The organism is Achromobacter sp. EB05 (genome assembly GCF_044232075.1).
GTDB lineage: Bacteria > Pseudomonadota > Gammaproteobacteria > Burkholderiales > Burkholderiaceae_B > Achromobacter > Achromobacter dolens.
Map to the genome: position 1 here is coordinate 686,945 of NZ_CP155917.1, position 14,234 is coordinate 701,178.

The 14,234-nt window shown below is 66.5% G+C and carries 14 protein-coding genes; 12 read left to right on the forward strand and 2 right to left on the reverse strand.

Going from position 1 to position 14,234, the window contains the following annotated elements:
* The first annotated feature begins 41 nt into the window (after positions 1-41).
* From pmbA to erpA, 12 genes are all read left to right on the forward strand, one after another.
* On the forward strand, positions 42-1,406 hold the full coding sequence (gene pmbA, locus AAID08_RS03155; RefSeq protein ID WP_006388634.1) for a metalloprotease PmbA: 1,365 nt from the start codon (positions 42-44) through the stop codon (positions 1,404-1,406).
* A gap of 164 nt (positions 1,407-1,570) precedes the next feature.
* Positions 1,571-2,866, forward strand: a complete 1,296-nt coding sequence (locus tag AAID08_RS03160) for a twin-arginine translocation signal domain-containing protein (RefSeq protein ID WP_395757342.1) — start codon at positions 1,571-1,573, stop codon at positions 2,864-2,866.
* 257 nt (positions 2,867-3,123) lie between these two features.
* Complete coding sequence (locus tag AAID08_RS03165) at positions 3,124-4,278, forward strand: ABC transporter substrate-binding protein (RefSeq protein ID WP_049071171.1); 1,155 nt, start codon at positions 3,124-3,126, stop codon at positions 4,276-4,278.
* Between the two features lie 251 nt (positions 4,279-4,529).
* The gene (locus AAID08_RS03170) at positions 4,530-5,411 is read left to right on the forward strand and encodes a branched-chain amino acid ABC transporter permease (protein ID WP_006388637.1); all 882 of its coding nucleotides are present in this window, start codon (positions 4,530-4,532) and stop codon (positions 5,409-5,411) included.
* A gap of 2 nt (positions 5,412-5,413) precedes the next feature.
* Positions 5,414-6,280 carry a branched-chain amino acid ABC transporter permease gene (locus tag AAID08_RS03175; protein ID WP_006388638.1) on the forward strand — a complete coding sequence of 289 codons (867 nt, stop codon included), beginning with the start codon at positions 5,414-5,416 and terminating at the stop codon, positions 6,278-6,280.
* Entirely contained in the window at positions 6,273-7,061 is a 789-nt protein-coding gene (locus AAID08_RS03180; protein ID WP_049071173.1) for an ABC transporter ATP-binding protein, read from the forward strand. Before AAID08_RS03175 ends, AAID08_RS03180 begins: the two co-directional genes overlap by 8 nt.
* On the forward strand, positions 7,058-7,771 hold the full coding sequence (locus AAID08_RS03185) for an ABC transporter ATP-binding protein (RefSeq protein WP_006388640.1): 714 nt from the start codon (positions 7,058-7,060) through the stop codon (positions 7,769-7,771). Before AAID08_RS03180 ends, AAID08_RS03185 begins: the two co-directional genes overlap by 4 nt.
* A gap of 387 nt (positions 7,772-8,158) precedes the next feature.
* Positions 8,159-8,587: a 50S ribosomal protein L13 gene (gene rplM, locus AAID08_RS03190; RefSeq protein ID WP_006217309.1), complete on the forward strand. Its 429-nt coding sequence runs from the start codon at positions 8,159-8,161 to the stop codon at positions 8,585-8,587.
* A gap of 9 nt (positions 8,588-8,596) precedes the next feature.
* Entirely contained in the window at positions 8,597-8,989 is a 393-nt protein-coding gene (gene rpsI / locus AAID08_RS03195) for a 30S ribosomal protein S9 (protein WP_006388641.1), read from the forward strand.
* Positions 8,990-9,177: 188 nt separating this feature from the next.
* Positions 9,178-10,242, forward strand: coding sequence for an N-acetyl-gamma-glutamyl-phosphate reductase (argC, locus tag AAID08_RS03200; protein WP_054503435.1), 1,065 nt, complete (start codon positions 9,178-9,180; stop codon positions 10,240-10,242).
* A 41-nt stretch (positions 10,243-10,283) separates the two neighbouring features.
* On the forward strand, positions 10,284-11,024 hold the full coding sequence (locus tag AAID08_RS03205) for a DUF6776 family protein (protein ID WP_054503543.1): 741 nt from the start codon (positions 10,284-10,286) through the stop codon (positions 11,022-11,024).
* Positions 11,025-11,109: 85 nt separating this feature from the next.
* Positions 11,110-11,481 (forward strand): iron-sulfur cluster insertion protein ErpA, encoded by a 372-nt coding sequence (gene erpA, locus AAID08_RS03210; RefSeq protein WP_006388644.1) that lies wholly within the window; start codon positions 11,110-11,112, stop codon positions 11,479-11,481.
* Between the two features lie 105 nt (positions 11,482-11,586).
* Here erpA and AAID08_RS03215 read toward each other — a convergent pair whose 3' ends face one another.
* Both AAID08_RS03215 and AAID08_RS03220 read right to left on the reverse strand, forming a co-directional pair.
* Positions 11,587-12,696, reverse strand: coding sequence for an anhydro-N-acetylmuramic acid kinase (locus AAID08_RS03215; RefSeq protein ID WP_054503436.1), 1,110 nt, complete (start codon positions 12,694-12,696; stop codon positions 11,587-11,589).
* A gap of 79 nt (positions 12,697-12,775) precedes the next feature.
* The gene (locus tag AAID08_RS03220; protein WP_064526250.1) at positions 12,776-14,188 is read right to left on the reverse strand and encodes a peptidoglycan DD-metalloendopeptidase family protein; all 1,413 of its coding nucleotides are present in this window, start codon (positions 14,186-14,188) and stop codon (positions 12,776-12,778) included.
* Between the last annotated feature and the right edge of the window lie 46 nt (positions 14,189-14,234).

A 14,234-nucleotide genomic window follows, 5' to 3' on the forward strand; every position in this document is an offset into this window, starting at 1 on the left:
CAGACTTGGCTATGATAACCGTCTCTGCAAATTGGACAGCAATGGTCAAATCCTCCTCCTCCTTGCCGCTGGCGGCCAATCACGCGCGTTTTTCCGAACTCGTCGAGCAAACCCTGGCCTACGCGCGACAGATCGGCGCCTCGGATGCCGCGGCCGAAGTCTCCGAAAGCCTGGGCCTGTCGGTGTCGGTGCGCAAGAACGACATCGAGACCGTCGAACAGACCCGTGACCGCTCGCTCGACCTGACGGTCTACGCCGGCCAGAGCCGCGGCTCCGCCTCGACCTCCGACTTTTCCGAAGCCGCGCTGCGCCAGACGGTCGAAGCCGCCTGGCACATCGCCCGCCACACTGCCGCCGATCCGGCCGCCGGCCTGCCCGACGCCGACCAGTTGGCCACCGAATTCCCCGACCTCGACCTGCATCGCGCCTGGACGGTCTCCACCGAGGAAGCCGCCGAACTGGCCCTGCGCGCCGAGCGCGCCGCGCGCGAGGTCGATGCCCGCATCACCAATACCGACGGCGCCACGGTCGGCACTTACGAAGGCCAGTTCGTCATGGGCAACACCCGTGGCTTCCTGGGCGGCTATCCGTATTCGCGCCACAGCCTGTCGGTGGCGCCCATCGCCGGGCGCGGCAACGGCATGCAGCGCGACTACTGGTACACCTCCGAGCGCGACCCCGCCAAGCTGGCCACGCCCGAGGCCGTCGGCCGCTATGCCGCCGAGCGCACGCTGTCGCGCCTGTCGGCGCGCCGCATCCGCACCGGCAAGTTCCCGGTCCTGTTCGAGGCGCCGCTGGCGCTCGGCCTGGTCGGCGCCTTGACGCAGGCCGCCAATGGCGGCGCGCTGTACCGCAAGGCCAGCTTCCTGCTCGACGCCCTGGGCAAGCCGATCTTCCCGGAACACATCAACCTGACCGAAGACCCGCACATCCGCGGCGCCATGGGCAGCTCGCCGTTTGACGACGAAGGCGTGCGCACCCGCAAGCGCAACGTGGTGTCGGCCGGCGTGCTGGAAGGCTACTTCCTGTCCTCCTACACCGCGCGCAAGCTCGGCATGCAGACCACCGGCAACGCGGGCGGTTCGCACAACCTGGTATTCAGTTCCACGCTGACGCGCCGGGGCGACGACTTCGAAGCCATGCTCAAGAAGATGGGCACGGGCTTCCTGGTCACCGAGCTGATCGGCCAGGGCGTGAACTACGTGACCGGCGACTACTCGCGCGGCGCATTCGGCTATTGGGTCGAGAACGGCCAGATCCAGCACGCGGTGCAGGAAGTCACCATCGCCGGCAACCTGTCGGACATGTTCCGCCAGATCGTCGCGGTGGGCGCGGACACCATCTCGCGCGGCACCAAGACCACCGGCTCGATCCTGATCGAGCAGATGGCGATCGCGGGCACCTGATCCCGGGTGCGAGCGCGGCCAGCGCCCGCCTGCGCGGGGCCTGGCCGGGCCACTCTTTGCAATCCTTGACCGCTCGGGAATTCCTCTAGCCGTCAGCGGCGATGGCACCGTGTAATATCCGGCGGGTATTGCTCAAACTGGTATCGCTGTAGAGGAGCAAAGAGATGCAACGACGTTCATTCTTGAAGCAGGCCGGCCTGGGCGCCGTGGCGGCGGGGGCGGCGGTCAGCGCTCCCGCCCTGGCGCAGGATTCCCCCTCGATCAGTTGGCGCCTGGCGTCGGGCTTCCCGGCCGCGCTGGACCTGCGCTTCGGCGCCGGCGAGATTTTCCGCAAGTTCGTCTCCGAGGCCACCGGCGGCAAGTTCAGCATCAAGCAACTGGCCGACGGCGAGATCGCGCCCGCGGTGGAGCTGATGGACGCGGTCGGCGCCGCCAAGGTCGAGTGCGCTCACGTCTCTTCGGGCATCTATTTCGCCAAAAACCCCGCCTTCTGCTTCGATTCGGCGGTGCCGTTCGGGCTCGACGCGGGCCAGATGAATGCCTGGATGCTCGAAGGCGACGGCTTGCGCCTGACGCGCGAACTGTTCAAGCCGCAGAAGATCCTCAACTTCCCCCTCGGCAACACCGGCTCGCAGATGGGCCTGTGGTCCAACCGCGAGATCAAGCGCGCCACCGACCTGAAAGACCTGACCATGCGCGTCGATGGCCTGGCGGCGCAGGTGCTGGCGCACCTGGGCGTGGCGCCGCAGCAGGCCGGAGCGGCCGCGCAGGCCGGCGACGGGAAGGGCGCCGAAGCCGCCAAACCTGCGGAGGGGGCCAAACCTGCGGAGGAGGCCAAGCCCGCCGAAGGGACCAAGCCCGCCGAAGGGGCCAAGCCCGCCGAAGGGACGAAGCCTGCCGAAGGGACGAAGCCCGCCGATGGCGCCAAGCCCGCCGATGGCGCCAAGCCCGCCGATGGCGCCAAGCCCGCCGAGGCCGCCGCCAAGACGGGGCCGGACGCCGTGGCCGGGGCCGGCGCCTACGACGATGGCAAGCTGGGCCTGAACAAGGCTGCCAGGTTCTACTACGGCCCCAGTTGGTGGGCCGCCAGCGAGCAGTTGTCTCTCTATATCAATGAAGAGGCCTGGGCCAAGCTGCCCAAGCACTACCAGGCGGTGGTCGAAGCCGCCGCCCTGGCCGCGCATGCGCGCACCACGGCGGCCTATGCCGCCCGCAATCCCGCCGCGCTGGCCCAACTGGTCGCGGCCGGCGCGCAGGTGCGCGCCTTGCCGCGCTCGGTCATGGACGCCGCGTTCGAGGCGTCCCTGCAGGTCTACAAGGACTTGAGCGAAAAAGACCCGAAGTTCAAGGCGATCCATGACAACTACATGGGTTTTCGCGATAGCGCGATGCCCTGGTTCCGCCTGACCCGCGGCGCCTACGACCAATACCTGGGCGTGGCGCTGTCGGCCCGCAGTTGATGGCAGGTCCGTGTGCCGAATGGCATTCGGTAGGAGGTGGGGTTTTCGCTGATAACCCCGTGTTTTTTACAAAAAAATGGGCGGTTTTACGCCTTTTGTTGAACGGCATTCGAGTTTCGGCCTGATACAAAGGAGTAATATCCCGGGTCTTGACGCGCAAACGTGACGCCTTCAGGCGCCATTGGACGTCAATCCGGCGGGAACATCCTGGCCTGGATAACCAACATTCCGAGACAGACTTTAAGGTGGTATCAACCATGCAATCCAAGACCAAGAAGCTGCTGGCCGCGCTGATCGCCGCCGGCATCGTCCCGGCTGCCCATGCGGCCGACCTCAAGCTGGGCGTGGCTGAAGCCCTGTCCGGCGGCGCCGCCCAGTACGGCGCGTCGATCCGCAACGGCTTCCAGCTCGCGGCCGACGAGATCAACGCCGCGGGCGGGATCAATGGCAACAAGATCGTGCTGGTGGTCGAGGACGAGCAGGGCAAGAAAGAAGAAGCCATCAACGTCTTCAAGAAGCTGATCTTCAAGGACAACGTCCTGATGGTGTTCGGCCCGACGCTGTCGAACTCGGCCCAGGCCGCCGACCCGATCGCCCAGGCCGCCAAGACGGTCGCCTTCGGCACCTCCAACACCGCCGACGGCATCACTTCCATCGGCAACTACGTGTTCCGCAACTCGGTCACCGAAGCCGACGTGCTGCCCGCCACCATCTCCACCGTCAAGGCCAAGACCGGCCTGAAGAACGTGGCCGTGCTGTACGGCAACGACGACGTCTTCACCAAGAGCGGCTACGACAACTTCAAGAAGGCCCTGGAAGACCAGAAGATCCCGGTCACCACGACCGAAACGTTCGCCAAGGGCGACGTCGACTTCAAGGCCCAACTGACCAAGATCAAGGGCACCAACCCCGACGCCATCGTGCTGTCGGCGCTGCTGGCCGAAGGCGCCCCGATCATGGTGCAGGCCCGCCAACTGGGCATCAACGTGCCCGTCATCGGTGGCAACGGCATGAACTCGGTCAAGATCTTCGACCTGGCCCCCGGCGGCGCGTCGAACAACCTGTGGATCGGCAGCCCGTGGTCGATCGAGAACAAGGCCCCCGAGAACGTCAAGTTCATCGACGCCTACAAGGCCAAGTTCAACGGCGCGCCCGACCAGTTCGCCGCGCAGTCGTACGACGCCATGTACATCGTCGCCCAGGCCCTGAAGAACACCAAGATCACCGGCGAACTGGCCAAGGACCGCGCCGCCCTGCGTGACGCGCTGCCCTCGGTGCAATGGACCGGCGCCACCGGCGCCTTCAAGTTCCGCCAGGCCACCGACCGCGCCGGCAAGCCCGCCGGCTACGACGCCGACCAGGCGCCGATCGTCAGCGTGACCAAGGACGGCAAGTACGTCATCGAGAAGTAAGCAATCCGCATCCCCGCGCGGGGGGATGCGCCTTGCGGACCGCGGCTGGCCGCGGTCCGCAAGGCGCTTTTTATCGTAGGACTCCCCAGGAATAGAACGGCTCTCTCAGGGCGGCAGGTCCACGCAATGCGCGGCGTGGAAGGCCTTACACAGGCCTGCCCCGGGTCCCGAAGCCGAGCCTGGCGAGCGGCAAGTCCACGCGGGGGGCGCGGCGTGGGGGCTCTTTTTTTTGATTTGGAATATGTCCCATCATGTTGGAACAACAATTCGTTAACGCCTTGTCGCTGGGCTGTGTTTACGCACTGTTCGCGCTGGGCTTCACGCTGGTATTCGGCGTGCTCGGGGTGATCAACCTCGCGCATGGCGCCGTCTTCATGGTGGGGGCCTACGCGGCGCTCTCCGTGGTGCAGCATTTCGGCCTGCCCCTGTGGGCGGCGCTGATGGTGGCATTTTTCGTCGCCGGCTTCACCGGGGTCATCATCGACTACCTGGTGCTCAAGCCGCTGCGCAAGCGTAATGCTCCCCACCTGATCCCCATGATCGCCACGATCGGCGTGGGCATCATCCTGAACAATGGCGCGCAAGGCATCTTCGGCGCCAGCAACCTGCGCTTCCCGCACGGCACCGTGCCCGAGGAAGTCATCGAGATCGCCGGCCTGCACCTGACCGTGATCGAACTGGGCATCATCTTCCTGTCATTCGCGCTGATGGCCCTGCTGATGTTCGTGATGCGTCGCACGCAGTTCGGCCGCGCCCTGCGCGCCATTGCCGAATCGCCCAAGGCCGCCTGGCTGCTGGGCATCAACGTCGAAAAGCTCTTCATCACCACCTCGTTCGCCGCCGCCGCTTTGGGCGGTGTCGCGGGCGTGCTGATCGGCCTGTACTCGAACGCGCTGTTCCCGCTGATGGGCCAGCCGATGCTGCACAAGGGCATCGCGGTCATCATCCTGGGCGGCATGGGCGACATTCGTGGCGCCATGCTGGGCGGGCTGTTCCTGGGCTTCGCGGAAGTGCTGTCGGTGGCCTACATCGGCTCCACCATGCGCGACGCGGTGGCATTCGGCCTGCTGTTCCTGATCCTGCTGGTGCGCCCGCAAGGTCTGTTCGGCAAAGTGGTTCAACGCAAGGCTTGAGTATGAGCGGATTCGAAAACTTCTGGGCCATCTATGGCAACCTGGTGCTGACGCTCGGCACCAACGCCCTGCTGGCCCTCTCCATCTGGCTGACGCTTGCCTGCGGCATGCTGGCCATGGCCAATGCGGCCTTCATGGGCATCGGCGCCTACGCGGCGGCGTTGCTCACCATGAACTACGACGTCTCGTTCCCGGTCGCGCTGGCCGGCGGCATGGCGGCGCCGGCCCTGGTGGCGGCGTTGATCGGCTTGCCGACCTTGCGGCTGTCAGGGGTCTACCTCGCCATGGCCACACTGGGCTTTGGCGAAGTGGTGCGGGTGACGGTGCTGAACACCGAGTCGATCACCGGCGGCGCGCTGGGCCTGAACGGCATTCCGCAACTGACGCAGTGGTGGCACGTCATCCTGGCGGTCGTCATCGTGCTGTTCGTGCTGTGGCGCGTGCGCGCCTCCAAGATCGGACGCGCCTTCGAGGCCATCCGCGGCGACGAGACCGCGGCCGGCCTGATGGGCATCGACGTGCGCGCCAACAAGATGCTGGCCTTCGTGGCGGGCGCCATGATCGCCGGCCTGGCCGGCGCGCTCAATGCGCACCTGACCTTCTTCATCGGCCCCAACGAATACGGCTTCGACCGTGGCGTGGAAATCCTGACGATGGCCATCCTGGGCGGTATCGGCGGCCTGGCCGGCCCCGTGCTGGGCAGCTTCATCATCACCGTGCTGCCCGAGCTGCTGCGCGGCTTCGCGGATTTCCGCCTGGTCATCAACGGAGTGATCCTGGTGGTGATTGTGCTGTTCCTGCCGCAAGGCATCTGGGATCCGGCGCGCTTCAAGCGCTGGATGCGTCAAGGAGGCAAGCGCCATGCTTGAGCTGACCTCCGTTTCCAAGAGCTTCGGCGGCCTGCACGTGCTGCATGACGTCAGCCTGTCGGTGCCCGAAGGCGCGATCTTCGGCCTGATCGGCCCCAACGGCGCCGGCAAGACCACGGTGTTCAACCTGATCACCGGGCTGCTGCCGCCCAGCGGTGGCGGCATCGCCTTCAATGGCGAGAGCCTGCTGCGTCGCAAGCCGCATGCCATCACCCGCATGGGCATCGCCCGCACCTTCCAGAACATCCGTCTCTTCAAGGAGATGACGCTGCTGGAAAACGTGGTGGTGGGCGCCTACCGCCACATGAACTACGGCTTTCCCAGTCTCTTGCTGGGCCTGCCGGGCTACCGCGAGCATGAAAAGCGCGCCCGCGAGCGCGCCCACGAGCTGCTGACGTGGATGCGCCTGGACCACAAGGCCAACGACCTGGCCGACAACCTGTCGTACGGCGAGCAGCGCCGCCTGGAGCTGGCGCGCGCGCTGGCCACTGAGCCCAAGCTGCTGCTGCTGGACGAGCCGGTCGCTGGCATGAACACCGGCGAGCGCGCCGAGCTGATGCGCGAGATCCTGGCGATCCGCGACCGCGGCTACACCATCCTCATGATCGAGCACGACATGCGCTTCGTGATGGGGCTGTGCGAACGCATCGCGGTGCTGAACTTCGGCAAGATCATCGCTTGCGGCGGGCCTGAAGAGATCCGCAACAACGAGCAGGTCATCGAGGCCTACCTGGGCCGCGAGGACGACGACGATACCGACAACGCGGAGGCCGCACAATGAGCAGCGCAATGCTGGAAGTCCGCGGACTCGAGGTCAACTACGGCCACATCGAAGCCGTCCGCGGCATCGACCTGGACCTGGAAGCCAAGGAAATCACCGCCCTGGTCGGCGCCAACGGCGCCGGCAAGTCGACCACGCTGCTGGCGCTGTCGGGCCTGCTGCCCAAGGCGCGCGGCAAGATCCTGTTCGAAGGCGAGGACGTCACCAACCTGGCGCCGCACCAACTGGTGGCGCGCGGCATCGTCCAGGTGCCGGAAGGCCGGGCCATCCTCACCACCATGACCGTGCTGGAGAACCTCGAGCTGGGCGCCTACCGCCGCGGCCTGAAGAACATCGACTCGGACCTGGAATACGTCTTCAACCTGTTCCCGCGCCTGAAAGAGCGAATCACCGGCATCGCCGGCAACCTCTCCGGCGGCGAACAGCAGATGCTGGCGATCGGCCGCGCCCTGATGGCCAAGCCGCGCTTGCTGCTGCTGGACGAGCCGTCGATGGGCCTGGCGCCGATCGTGGTGCAGGAAATCTTCCGCTCGCTGCGGGCCATCAACGCCGACGGCCTGACCCTGTTCCTGGTCGAGCAGAACGTGCGCCAGGCGCTCAAGATCGCCCAGCACGGCTATGTGCTGGAGAACGGCGCCATGGCGCTGTCGGGCACCGGCCGCGGCCTGCTCGGCCATCCGCGGGTGCTGGAAGCCTACCTGGGCGCCTGATCCGCGCGGCGCGGACGGGAGCAGGAGCGCGCGGGCAGGGTCACTGGCAGCGCGCAATTGCGTCCCTTTTAAAAATGCGACAGTCGTTCCCCCGGGAACGGCTGTTCATTCGCCTGGATTCGGCCACGGCTGCCCATTTTTTGAGCATCCGTGGTAGAATTTCAGGCTTTCCCTCATTTTGACCATTGCACGGGCGGGTAATAACGCTTAGGCGGGACGTCGATAGGGACACGGATGGGCTAAAACCCGATGGGCTAAAACCCGATCGGCTGAAATCTGGCACTGAAACCCAGTTGCTGGAAAGATGCCGGCTCCATTGTCTAGTTGAGGGAAAAAGCCTGGCTGGATCGTCCAGTCAGAGACCATTTTTCATATCTAGGAACCATCATGAAGACCTTTGTGGCCAAGCCGCATGAAGTCCAACGTGACTGGTTTGTGATCGACGCCAAGGGCAAAGTCCTCGGTCGTGTGGCCAGCGAAGTCGCACGTCGTCTGCGTGGCAAGCACAAACCTGAATTCACGCCGCACGTTGATACCGGCGATTACATCGTCATCATCAACGCTTCCGATATCGTCGTTACCGGTACCAAGGCGAAGGACAAGAAGTACTTCCGCCACACCACGTACCCGGGCGGTATCCGCGAAACGAACTTCGAGAAGATGCAAGAGCGTTTTCCCGGTCGCGCCATTCAGAAGGCCGTCAAGGGCATGCTGCCCAAGGGTCCTCTGGGCTACGCCATGATCAAGAAGCTGAAGGTCTATGCCGGTGCCGAGCACCCGCACACCGCCCAGCAGCCCAAGACGCTGGATATCTAAGGAAACGCCATGATCGGTAACTGGAACTACGGAACCGGCCGTCGCAAAACTTCGGTGGCTCGCGTTTTCATCAAGAAGGGCACCGGCAAGATCGTCGTCAACGGCAAGCCCGTCGACGAGTTCTTCGCCCGTGAAACCGGCCGCATGGTCGTGCGCCAGCCGCTGGAACTGACCGGCCACCTGGAATCGTTCGACATCAAGGTCAACGTGCACGGCGGCGGTGAAACCGGCCAGGCCGGCGCAGTCCGTCACGGCATCACGCGTGCCCTGATCGACTACGACGCGACCCTGAAGCCCGCGCTGTCGCAAGCTGGTTTCGTGACCCGCGATGCCCGCGAAGTCGAACGCAAGAAGGTCGGCTTCCGCAAGGCGCGCCGTCGCAAGCAGTTCAGCAAGCGTTAATCGCTGCGAAGAAAGCCCGCCTCGTGCGGGCTTTTTTTTACATCCCGGGGCCCAGGCCCCGCCCAGGCCCGCGGAACTCCGCGGGCTTCGTCCGGTCGGACATCGGTCGCCGCGCGGTTTCCGGCGTGGCGGCAAGGCCGGTTGTCCGAGCGATACAATCGAGCCTCGTTCTACGAAGAGCACACATCATGGCCCAAGCATCGAACTCCCGTATCAAGGTTGGTATCGTCGGCGGCACCGGTTACACCGGCGTCGAACTGCTGCGCTTGCTGTCGCAGCATCCCCATGTGGAATTGACCGCCATCACGTCCCGCAAGGAAGACGGGCTGCCGGTGGCCGACATGTACCCGAACCTGCGCGGCCGCGTGCAGATCGCCTTCTCCGCGCCGGAAAAGGCCACGCTGACCGACTGCGACGTGGTGTTCTTCGCCACGCCCCACGGCGTGGCCATGGCCCAGGCCCAGGAACTGATCGCCGCCGGCACCAAGGTCATCGACCTGGCCGCCGACTTCCGCCTGCAGGACGTGCCCACCTTCGAACGCTGGTACAAGATTCCCCATACCTGCCCGGACATCCTGGCTGAATCCCAGTACGGCCTGGTCGAGCTGAACCGCGAAGCCATCTCCAAGGCGCGCGTCATCGGCAACCCGGGTTGCTACCCGACCACCGTGCTGCTGGGCCTGGCGCCGCTGCTCGAAGGCGGCAAGCAACTGGTCGATGCGCAGACCCTGATCGCCGACTGCAAGTCGGGTGTGTCCGGCGCCGGCCGCAAGGCCGAAGTCGGCTCGCTGTTCTCCGAGGCATCCGACAACTTCAAGGCCTACGGCGTGGCCGGCCACCGCCACCATCCCGAAATCGTCGCCCAGCTCGAGAAGATCGCCGGCGGCAAGGTCGGCCTGACCTTCGTGCCGCACCTGGTGCCGATGATCCGTGGCATGTACTCGACCATCTACGCCCGCATCAAGCCCGAGGCGCGCGACACGGACTTCCAGGCCCTGTTCGAGCAGCGCTACGCCGACGAGCCGTTCGTCGACGTCATGCCGGCCGGCAGCCTGCCCGAGACGCGCTCGGTGCGCGCTTCCAACAACCTGCGCATCGCGCTGTCGCGTCCGGGTGGCGGCGACCAGCTCATCATCATGGTGGTGCAGGACAACCTGGTGAAGGGCGCGGCCGGCCAGGCCGTGCAGAACATGAACCTGATGTTCGGCTTGCCCGAGACCGTCGGTCTGGACCAGGTCGCGATCCTGCCCTGATGCGCCGCCGGGCCGGCGGCAAGTCCGCCGGCCCGCTTTCCATGTCCAACGACTCCCGCGACACGCCTCGAATCCCCCGCCTCGGCCTGCGGCTGGCTGCCGGCGTGCTGGCCGGTGTCGTGGCGGGCGGGGCGGCGGGCTATTACTACGCGCGCGGCGTCTATCAGCCGGTGGATGCCGTGGTGCTCAGCGCCGCCCAGGTCGAGACGCGCGACGAAGCCATGCGCCAGCAGTCGGTGCAGTTGCGCTACCTCCGCGGCCAGCTCGATACCGCGGATGGCGAACTGGTGATCGAGCGCTCGGCGCGCCAGGAGCTGGAGACGCAGTTGCACGCGGCCCAGGCCGAGGTCGGCCGGGTGCGCGACCAACTGGCGTTCTATGAGCAACTGCTGCCGCCGGGTCCGGAGGGCACCGTGGATATCCGTGGCGCCCAGATCGACCGCGAAGGTGGCGGCCTGCGCTACAAGGTGTTGCTGATGCGCAGCGGCCGCAACGGCGGCGCCCAGTTCACCGGTACGCTGCGGTTCCAGGCCACCGGCACGCTCAAGGGCGAAATCGTCACCGTCGATCTGGCGCCGATGCAGGTCAAGGCCGAGAGCGGCCCGGTGCCGGTCAGCGGCGAAACCACCACGGCGGCGTCGCTGGCGTTGCAGTTCGACCAGTACCAGCGCAGCCAGGGCGTCCTTGCCGTGCCCGAGGGATTTGTCCCCGAAAGCGTCACCATCAGCATCCTGGAGGGCGATGTGGTCCGTGCCTCCCGCAGCGTCAAGCTCGAACTTTGAGTCCGGCGGCGCCTGCGCTATAGTGACTACATGCGAGCGGCGCAGCCGCTCATCGGAATACGGCCCCAGCGGCCAGGAGTGAATCATGAATGCAGTGACCGAAACCGTCGACCTGCAGGCCGCCCCGCCTGCTCCCCTGGTGTTCACCGACTCGGCGGCCGCCAAGGTCAAGGACCTGCTGGCCGAGGAAGGCAACCCCGAGCTGAAGCTGCGCGTGTTCGTGCAGGGCGGCGGCTGTTCGGGTTTCCAGTACGGTTTCACCTTCGATGAAGTCGTCAACGAAGACGACACCGTGCTCGACAAGGCCGGCGTGCAACTGTTGGTCGACCCCATGAGCTTCCAGTACCTGGTCGGCGCCGAGATCGACTACAAGGAAGACCTGGAAGGCGCCCAGTTCGTCATCCGCAATCCCAACGCCAGCACCACCTGCGGCTGCGGTTCGTCGTTCTCGGTGTAAGCCTCGCGTCTTCGCGCCGGGATGACGGCGCGAACCGGGCGTCCGGCCGACAAAAAAAAGCCCTCCGGTTTTCCGAAGGGCTTTTTGCTGGGCGCGGGCCGCGTGTCAGGCGGGATATAGCGCGCCCAGGATACGCGGGCCGCGGGCGCCGGTGACACTGGGCAGACCGGCCGGCTGGCGCGCCAGGAAGGCCTGCGCCAGCCAGGCGAAGGCCAGCGCCTCGACCTGCTGCGCCGGGACGCCCAGTGCGTCGGTGGCATGCACCGGGCGCTGCAGGCAGTACGCCAATTCGCGCATCAGCCCCGGGTTGCAGGCGCCGCCGCCGCATACATAGAGTTCGCGCACGTCCGCGCCGGCGGCGTCGATGGCGTTGGCGACGGTGCGCGCCGTGAGACGCTGCAATGTCGCCTGCACATCCTGCGGCGCCGGCTTGGGACCGTCATAGGCCGCCAGCCGATCGTCCAGCCAGCGCATGTTGAAGAGGTCGCGGCCGGTCGATTTGGGCGGCGGCAGCGCGAACCAGGGTTCGCTCGCGATCAGTTGTTCCAGCAGCGGCGCCAGCACCTGCCCGCTGGCGGCCCAGCGGCCGTCGGCATCGTAGGGCCGGCCCAGGTGCCGCTGGCACCAGCCGTCCAGGAACACGTTGGCCGGGCCGGTGTCGAAGCCGCGCGGCGCCTGGCCGGGCGCCAGCAGCGTGACGTTGGCGATGCCGCCCAGGTTGAGCACCGCGCGGCCTTGCGGCGCGCCGAACACGGCCGCGTGAAAGGGCGGCACCAGCGGCGCGCCCTGGCCGCCAGCGGCCACGTCGCGGCTGCGGAAGTCGGCCACCACGTCGATGCCGGTCAGCTCCGCCAGCAGGGCGGGCGCGTTCAATTGCACGGTATAGCCGCTGTCGGGGCGGTGGCGCACCGTCTGGCCATGGGCGCCGATGGCGGCGATGTCCTGGGCCCGCAGGCCGGCGGTGGCCAGCAGGTTCACGCTTACCTGCGCATACAGGCGCGCCAGTTCGTTGGCGGCGAGCGCGGCGCGGGCCAGCTCGTCGTCGCCGGCCTGGTTCAACGCCAGGAATTCGGTGCGCAGCGCCGCCGGCATCGGCAGGCTCGCGCTGGCCAGCAACTGCGGTGGCTGGCCGTCGCGCAGGCGCGCCAGGACGCCGTCGACGCCGTCCACGCTGGTGCCGGACATCAGGCCGATGAAGTGCGGGGGTACGGTCATGTCGGGGCTGCCTGGAAAAAAAAGCGGCCCGGCATCGAGATGCGCGGGCCGCCTTGCGGGTGCGTCATGCAGGTCCGCCTCAGCGGCTGGCCACGTTGGTCAGCGCGTCGGGCAGGGTCTGCTGGAATTCGGTGAGCAGTTGGATCTGCTGCTTGTACGGCGCCACGGCCTGGTTGAAGGCGCGGATCTCGGCGGGCTCCAGGGCGCGGGCGACGGGCAGGTCGACCGACAACGGGTCGATCGGCTGGTTGTCGACGCGGAACTCGTAGTGCAGGTGCGGACCGGTGGCCCAGCCGGTGGCGCCGACGTAGCCGATCAGTTGGCCCTGCGAGATCTTGGTGCCCTTGGTGATGCCTTCGGCAATGCGGCTCTGGTGCGCGTACAGCGTCGAGTACTTGCCATGGTGCTTGATGATGACCACGTTGCCGTAGCCGTTCTGCCAGCCCGAGAACTCCACCGTGCCGTCGGCCGTGGAGTGGATCGGCGTGCCCGAGGGCGCGGCGTAGTCCACGCCCTTGTGGCCGGTCCAGGTCTTGTGGATCGGATGCATGCGCATGCCGAACGTCGAGCTGATGCGGCTGAACTTCAGGGCGGTGCGCAGGAAGGCGCCGCGCAGGCTGGTGCCGTCGAAGTCGTAGTACGAGCCGGTCTTGTTGTTGTCGGCGCTGAACCAGACGGCGGAGTAGGTCTTGCCGCCGTTGATGAACTCCAGGGCCAGCACGCGGCCGGCGCCGGCGTAGCGGCCGTCGTGCGAGCGCACTTCGTAGACCACGCGGAACTGGTCGCCCTGGCGCAGGTCGCGCAGGAAGTCGATCTTGGCGCTGAGGATGTCGGCCATCTGCATGGTGACCGAATCGGGGATGCCGGCGGCATCGGTGGCGCCGAACAGCGAGGAGCGGATCGTGCCCACGGCGACGCGGGTCTGGCGATCGGTGCTCTCGGTGATTTCCTCGGCCTTGTAGCCGTTGTCGGTGCGCGCCACGTGCAGCATGCGGGTGACGACCTGGCCGTCCGCTTCGTTGCCGGGGGTGTGGATGTAGCGCAGCCAGATCAGGTTGCCTTCCGCGTCGGTCGCGGCCTGCACCGAACGGCCCGGGTACAGCTTGTAGATGCTGCGCGCGCTGGCGTCGTGGGTGAGGAAGGTCTGCAGGTCCGGGGAATCCAGTTCCAGGCGCTGCAGCACCGCGGCCAGCGTGTCGCCCGCGCGGATGCGGGTTTCGCTGATGTAGGGCGCGGCGCTGGGCGTGCTGACTTCGACCTGGTCGGTGGTCAGCGGCAGGATGCTCTGGATGACGCGGGTGGGGGGGATTTCGCTGCGGTCGGGTTGCTGCACCATGCCCAAGGCGGCGGCGCCAGCAAACAGACCCATGGCGGTGACGAGGAGAGTGCGGCGGAAAAGGCCCGAGCGATGGGGCTTGGGTTCGACGGGCGCAAACACGGCAGCAACTTTGCGCTTGATGCTACTCGCCAGGTCGTGGAGGCCACGATTCATCGTGAAGATACCCTCTCAGGTGGCATGAGCTCGCAGGGTGCGTGAC

Bases quoted from the DNA above. Each gene is read 5' to 3' on its own strand.
- argC (WP_054503435.1), top strand. From the start codon at position 9,178: ATGGCCCAAGCATCGAACTCCCGTATCAAGGTTGGTATCGTCGGCGGC.
- AAID08_RS03165 (WP_049071171.1), top strand. From the start codon at position 3,124: ATGCAATCCAAGACCAAGAAGCTGCTGGCCGCGCTGATCGCCGCCGGC.
- AAID08_RS03180 (WP_049071173.1), top strand. From the start codon at position 6,273: ATGCTTGAGCTGACCTCCGTTTCCAAGAGCTTCGGCGGCCTGCACGTG.
- AAID08_RS03215 (WP_054503436.1), bottom strand. From the start codon at position 12,696: ATGACCGTACCCCCGCACTTCATCGGCCTGATGTCCGGCACCAGCGTG.
- AAID08_RS03220 (WP_064526250.1), bottom strand. From the start codon at position 14,188: ATGAATCGTGGCCTCCACGACCTGGCGAGTAGCATCAAGCGCAAAGTT.
- erpA (WP_006388644.1), top strand. From the start codon at position 11,110: ATGAATGCAGTGACCGAAACCGTCGACCTGCAGGCCGCCCCGCCTGCT.
- pmbA (WP_006388634.1), top strand. From the start codon at position 42: ATGGTCAAATCCTCCTCCTCCTTGCCGCTGGCGGCCAATCACGCGCGT.
- AAID08_RS03205 (WP_054503543.1), top strand. From the start codon at position 10,284: ATGTCCAACGACTCCCGCGACACGCCTCGAATCCCCCGCCTCGGCCTG.
- rpsI (WP_006388641.1), top strand. From the start codon at position 8,597: ATGATCGGTAACTGGAACTACGGAACCGGCCGTCGCAAAACTTCGGTG.
- AAID08_RS03175 (WP_006388638.1), top strand. From the start codon at position 5,414: ATGAGCGGATTCGAAAACTTCTGGGCCATCTATGGCAACCTGGTGCTG.
- rplM (WP_006217309.1), top strand. From the start codon at position 8,159: ATGAAGACCTTTGTGGCCAAGCCGCATGAAGTCCAACGTGACTGGTTT.
- AAID08_RS03185 (WP_006388640.1), top strand. From the start codon at position 7,058: ATGAGCAGCGCAATGCTGGAAGTCCGCGGACTCGAGGTCAACTACGGC.
- AAID08_RS03160 (WP_395757342.1), top strand. From the start codon at position 1,571: ATGCAACGACGTTCATTCTTGAAGCAGGCCGGCCTGGGCGCCGTGGCG.
- AAID08_RS03170 (WP_006388637.1), top strand. From the start codon at position 4,530: ATGTTGGAACAACAATTCGTTAACGCCTTGTCGCTGGGCTGTGTTTAC.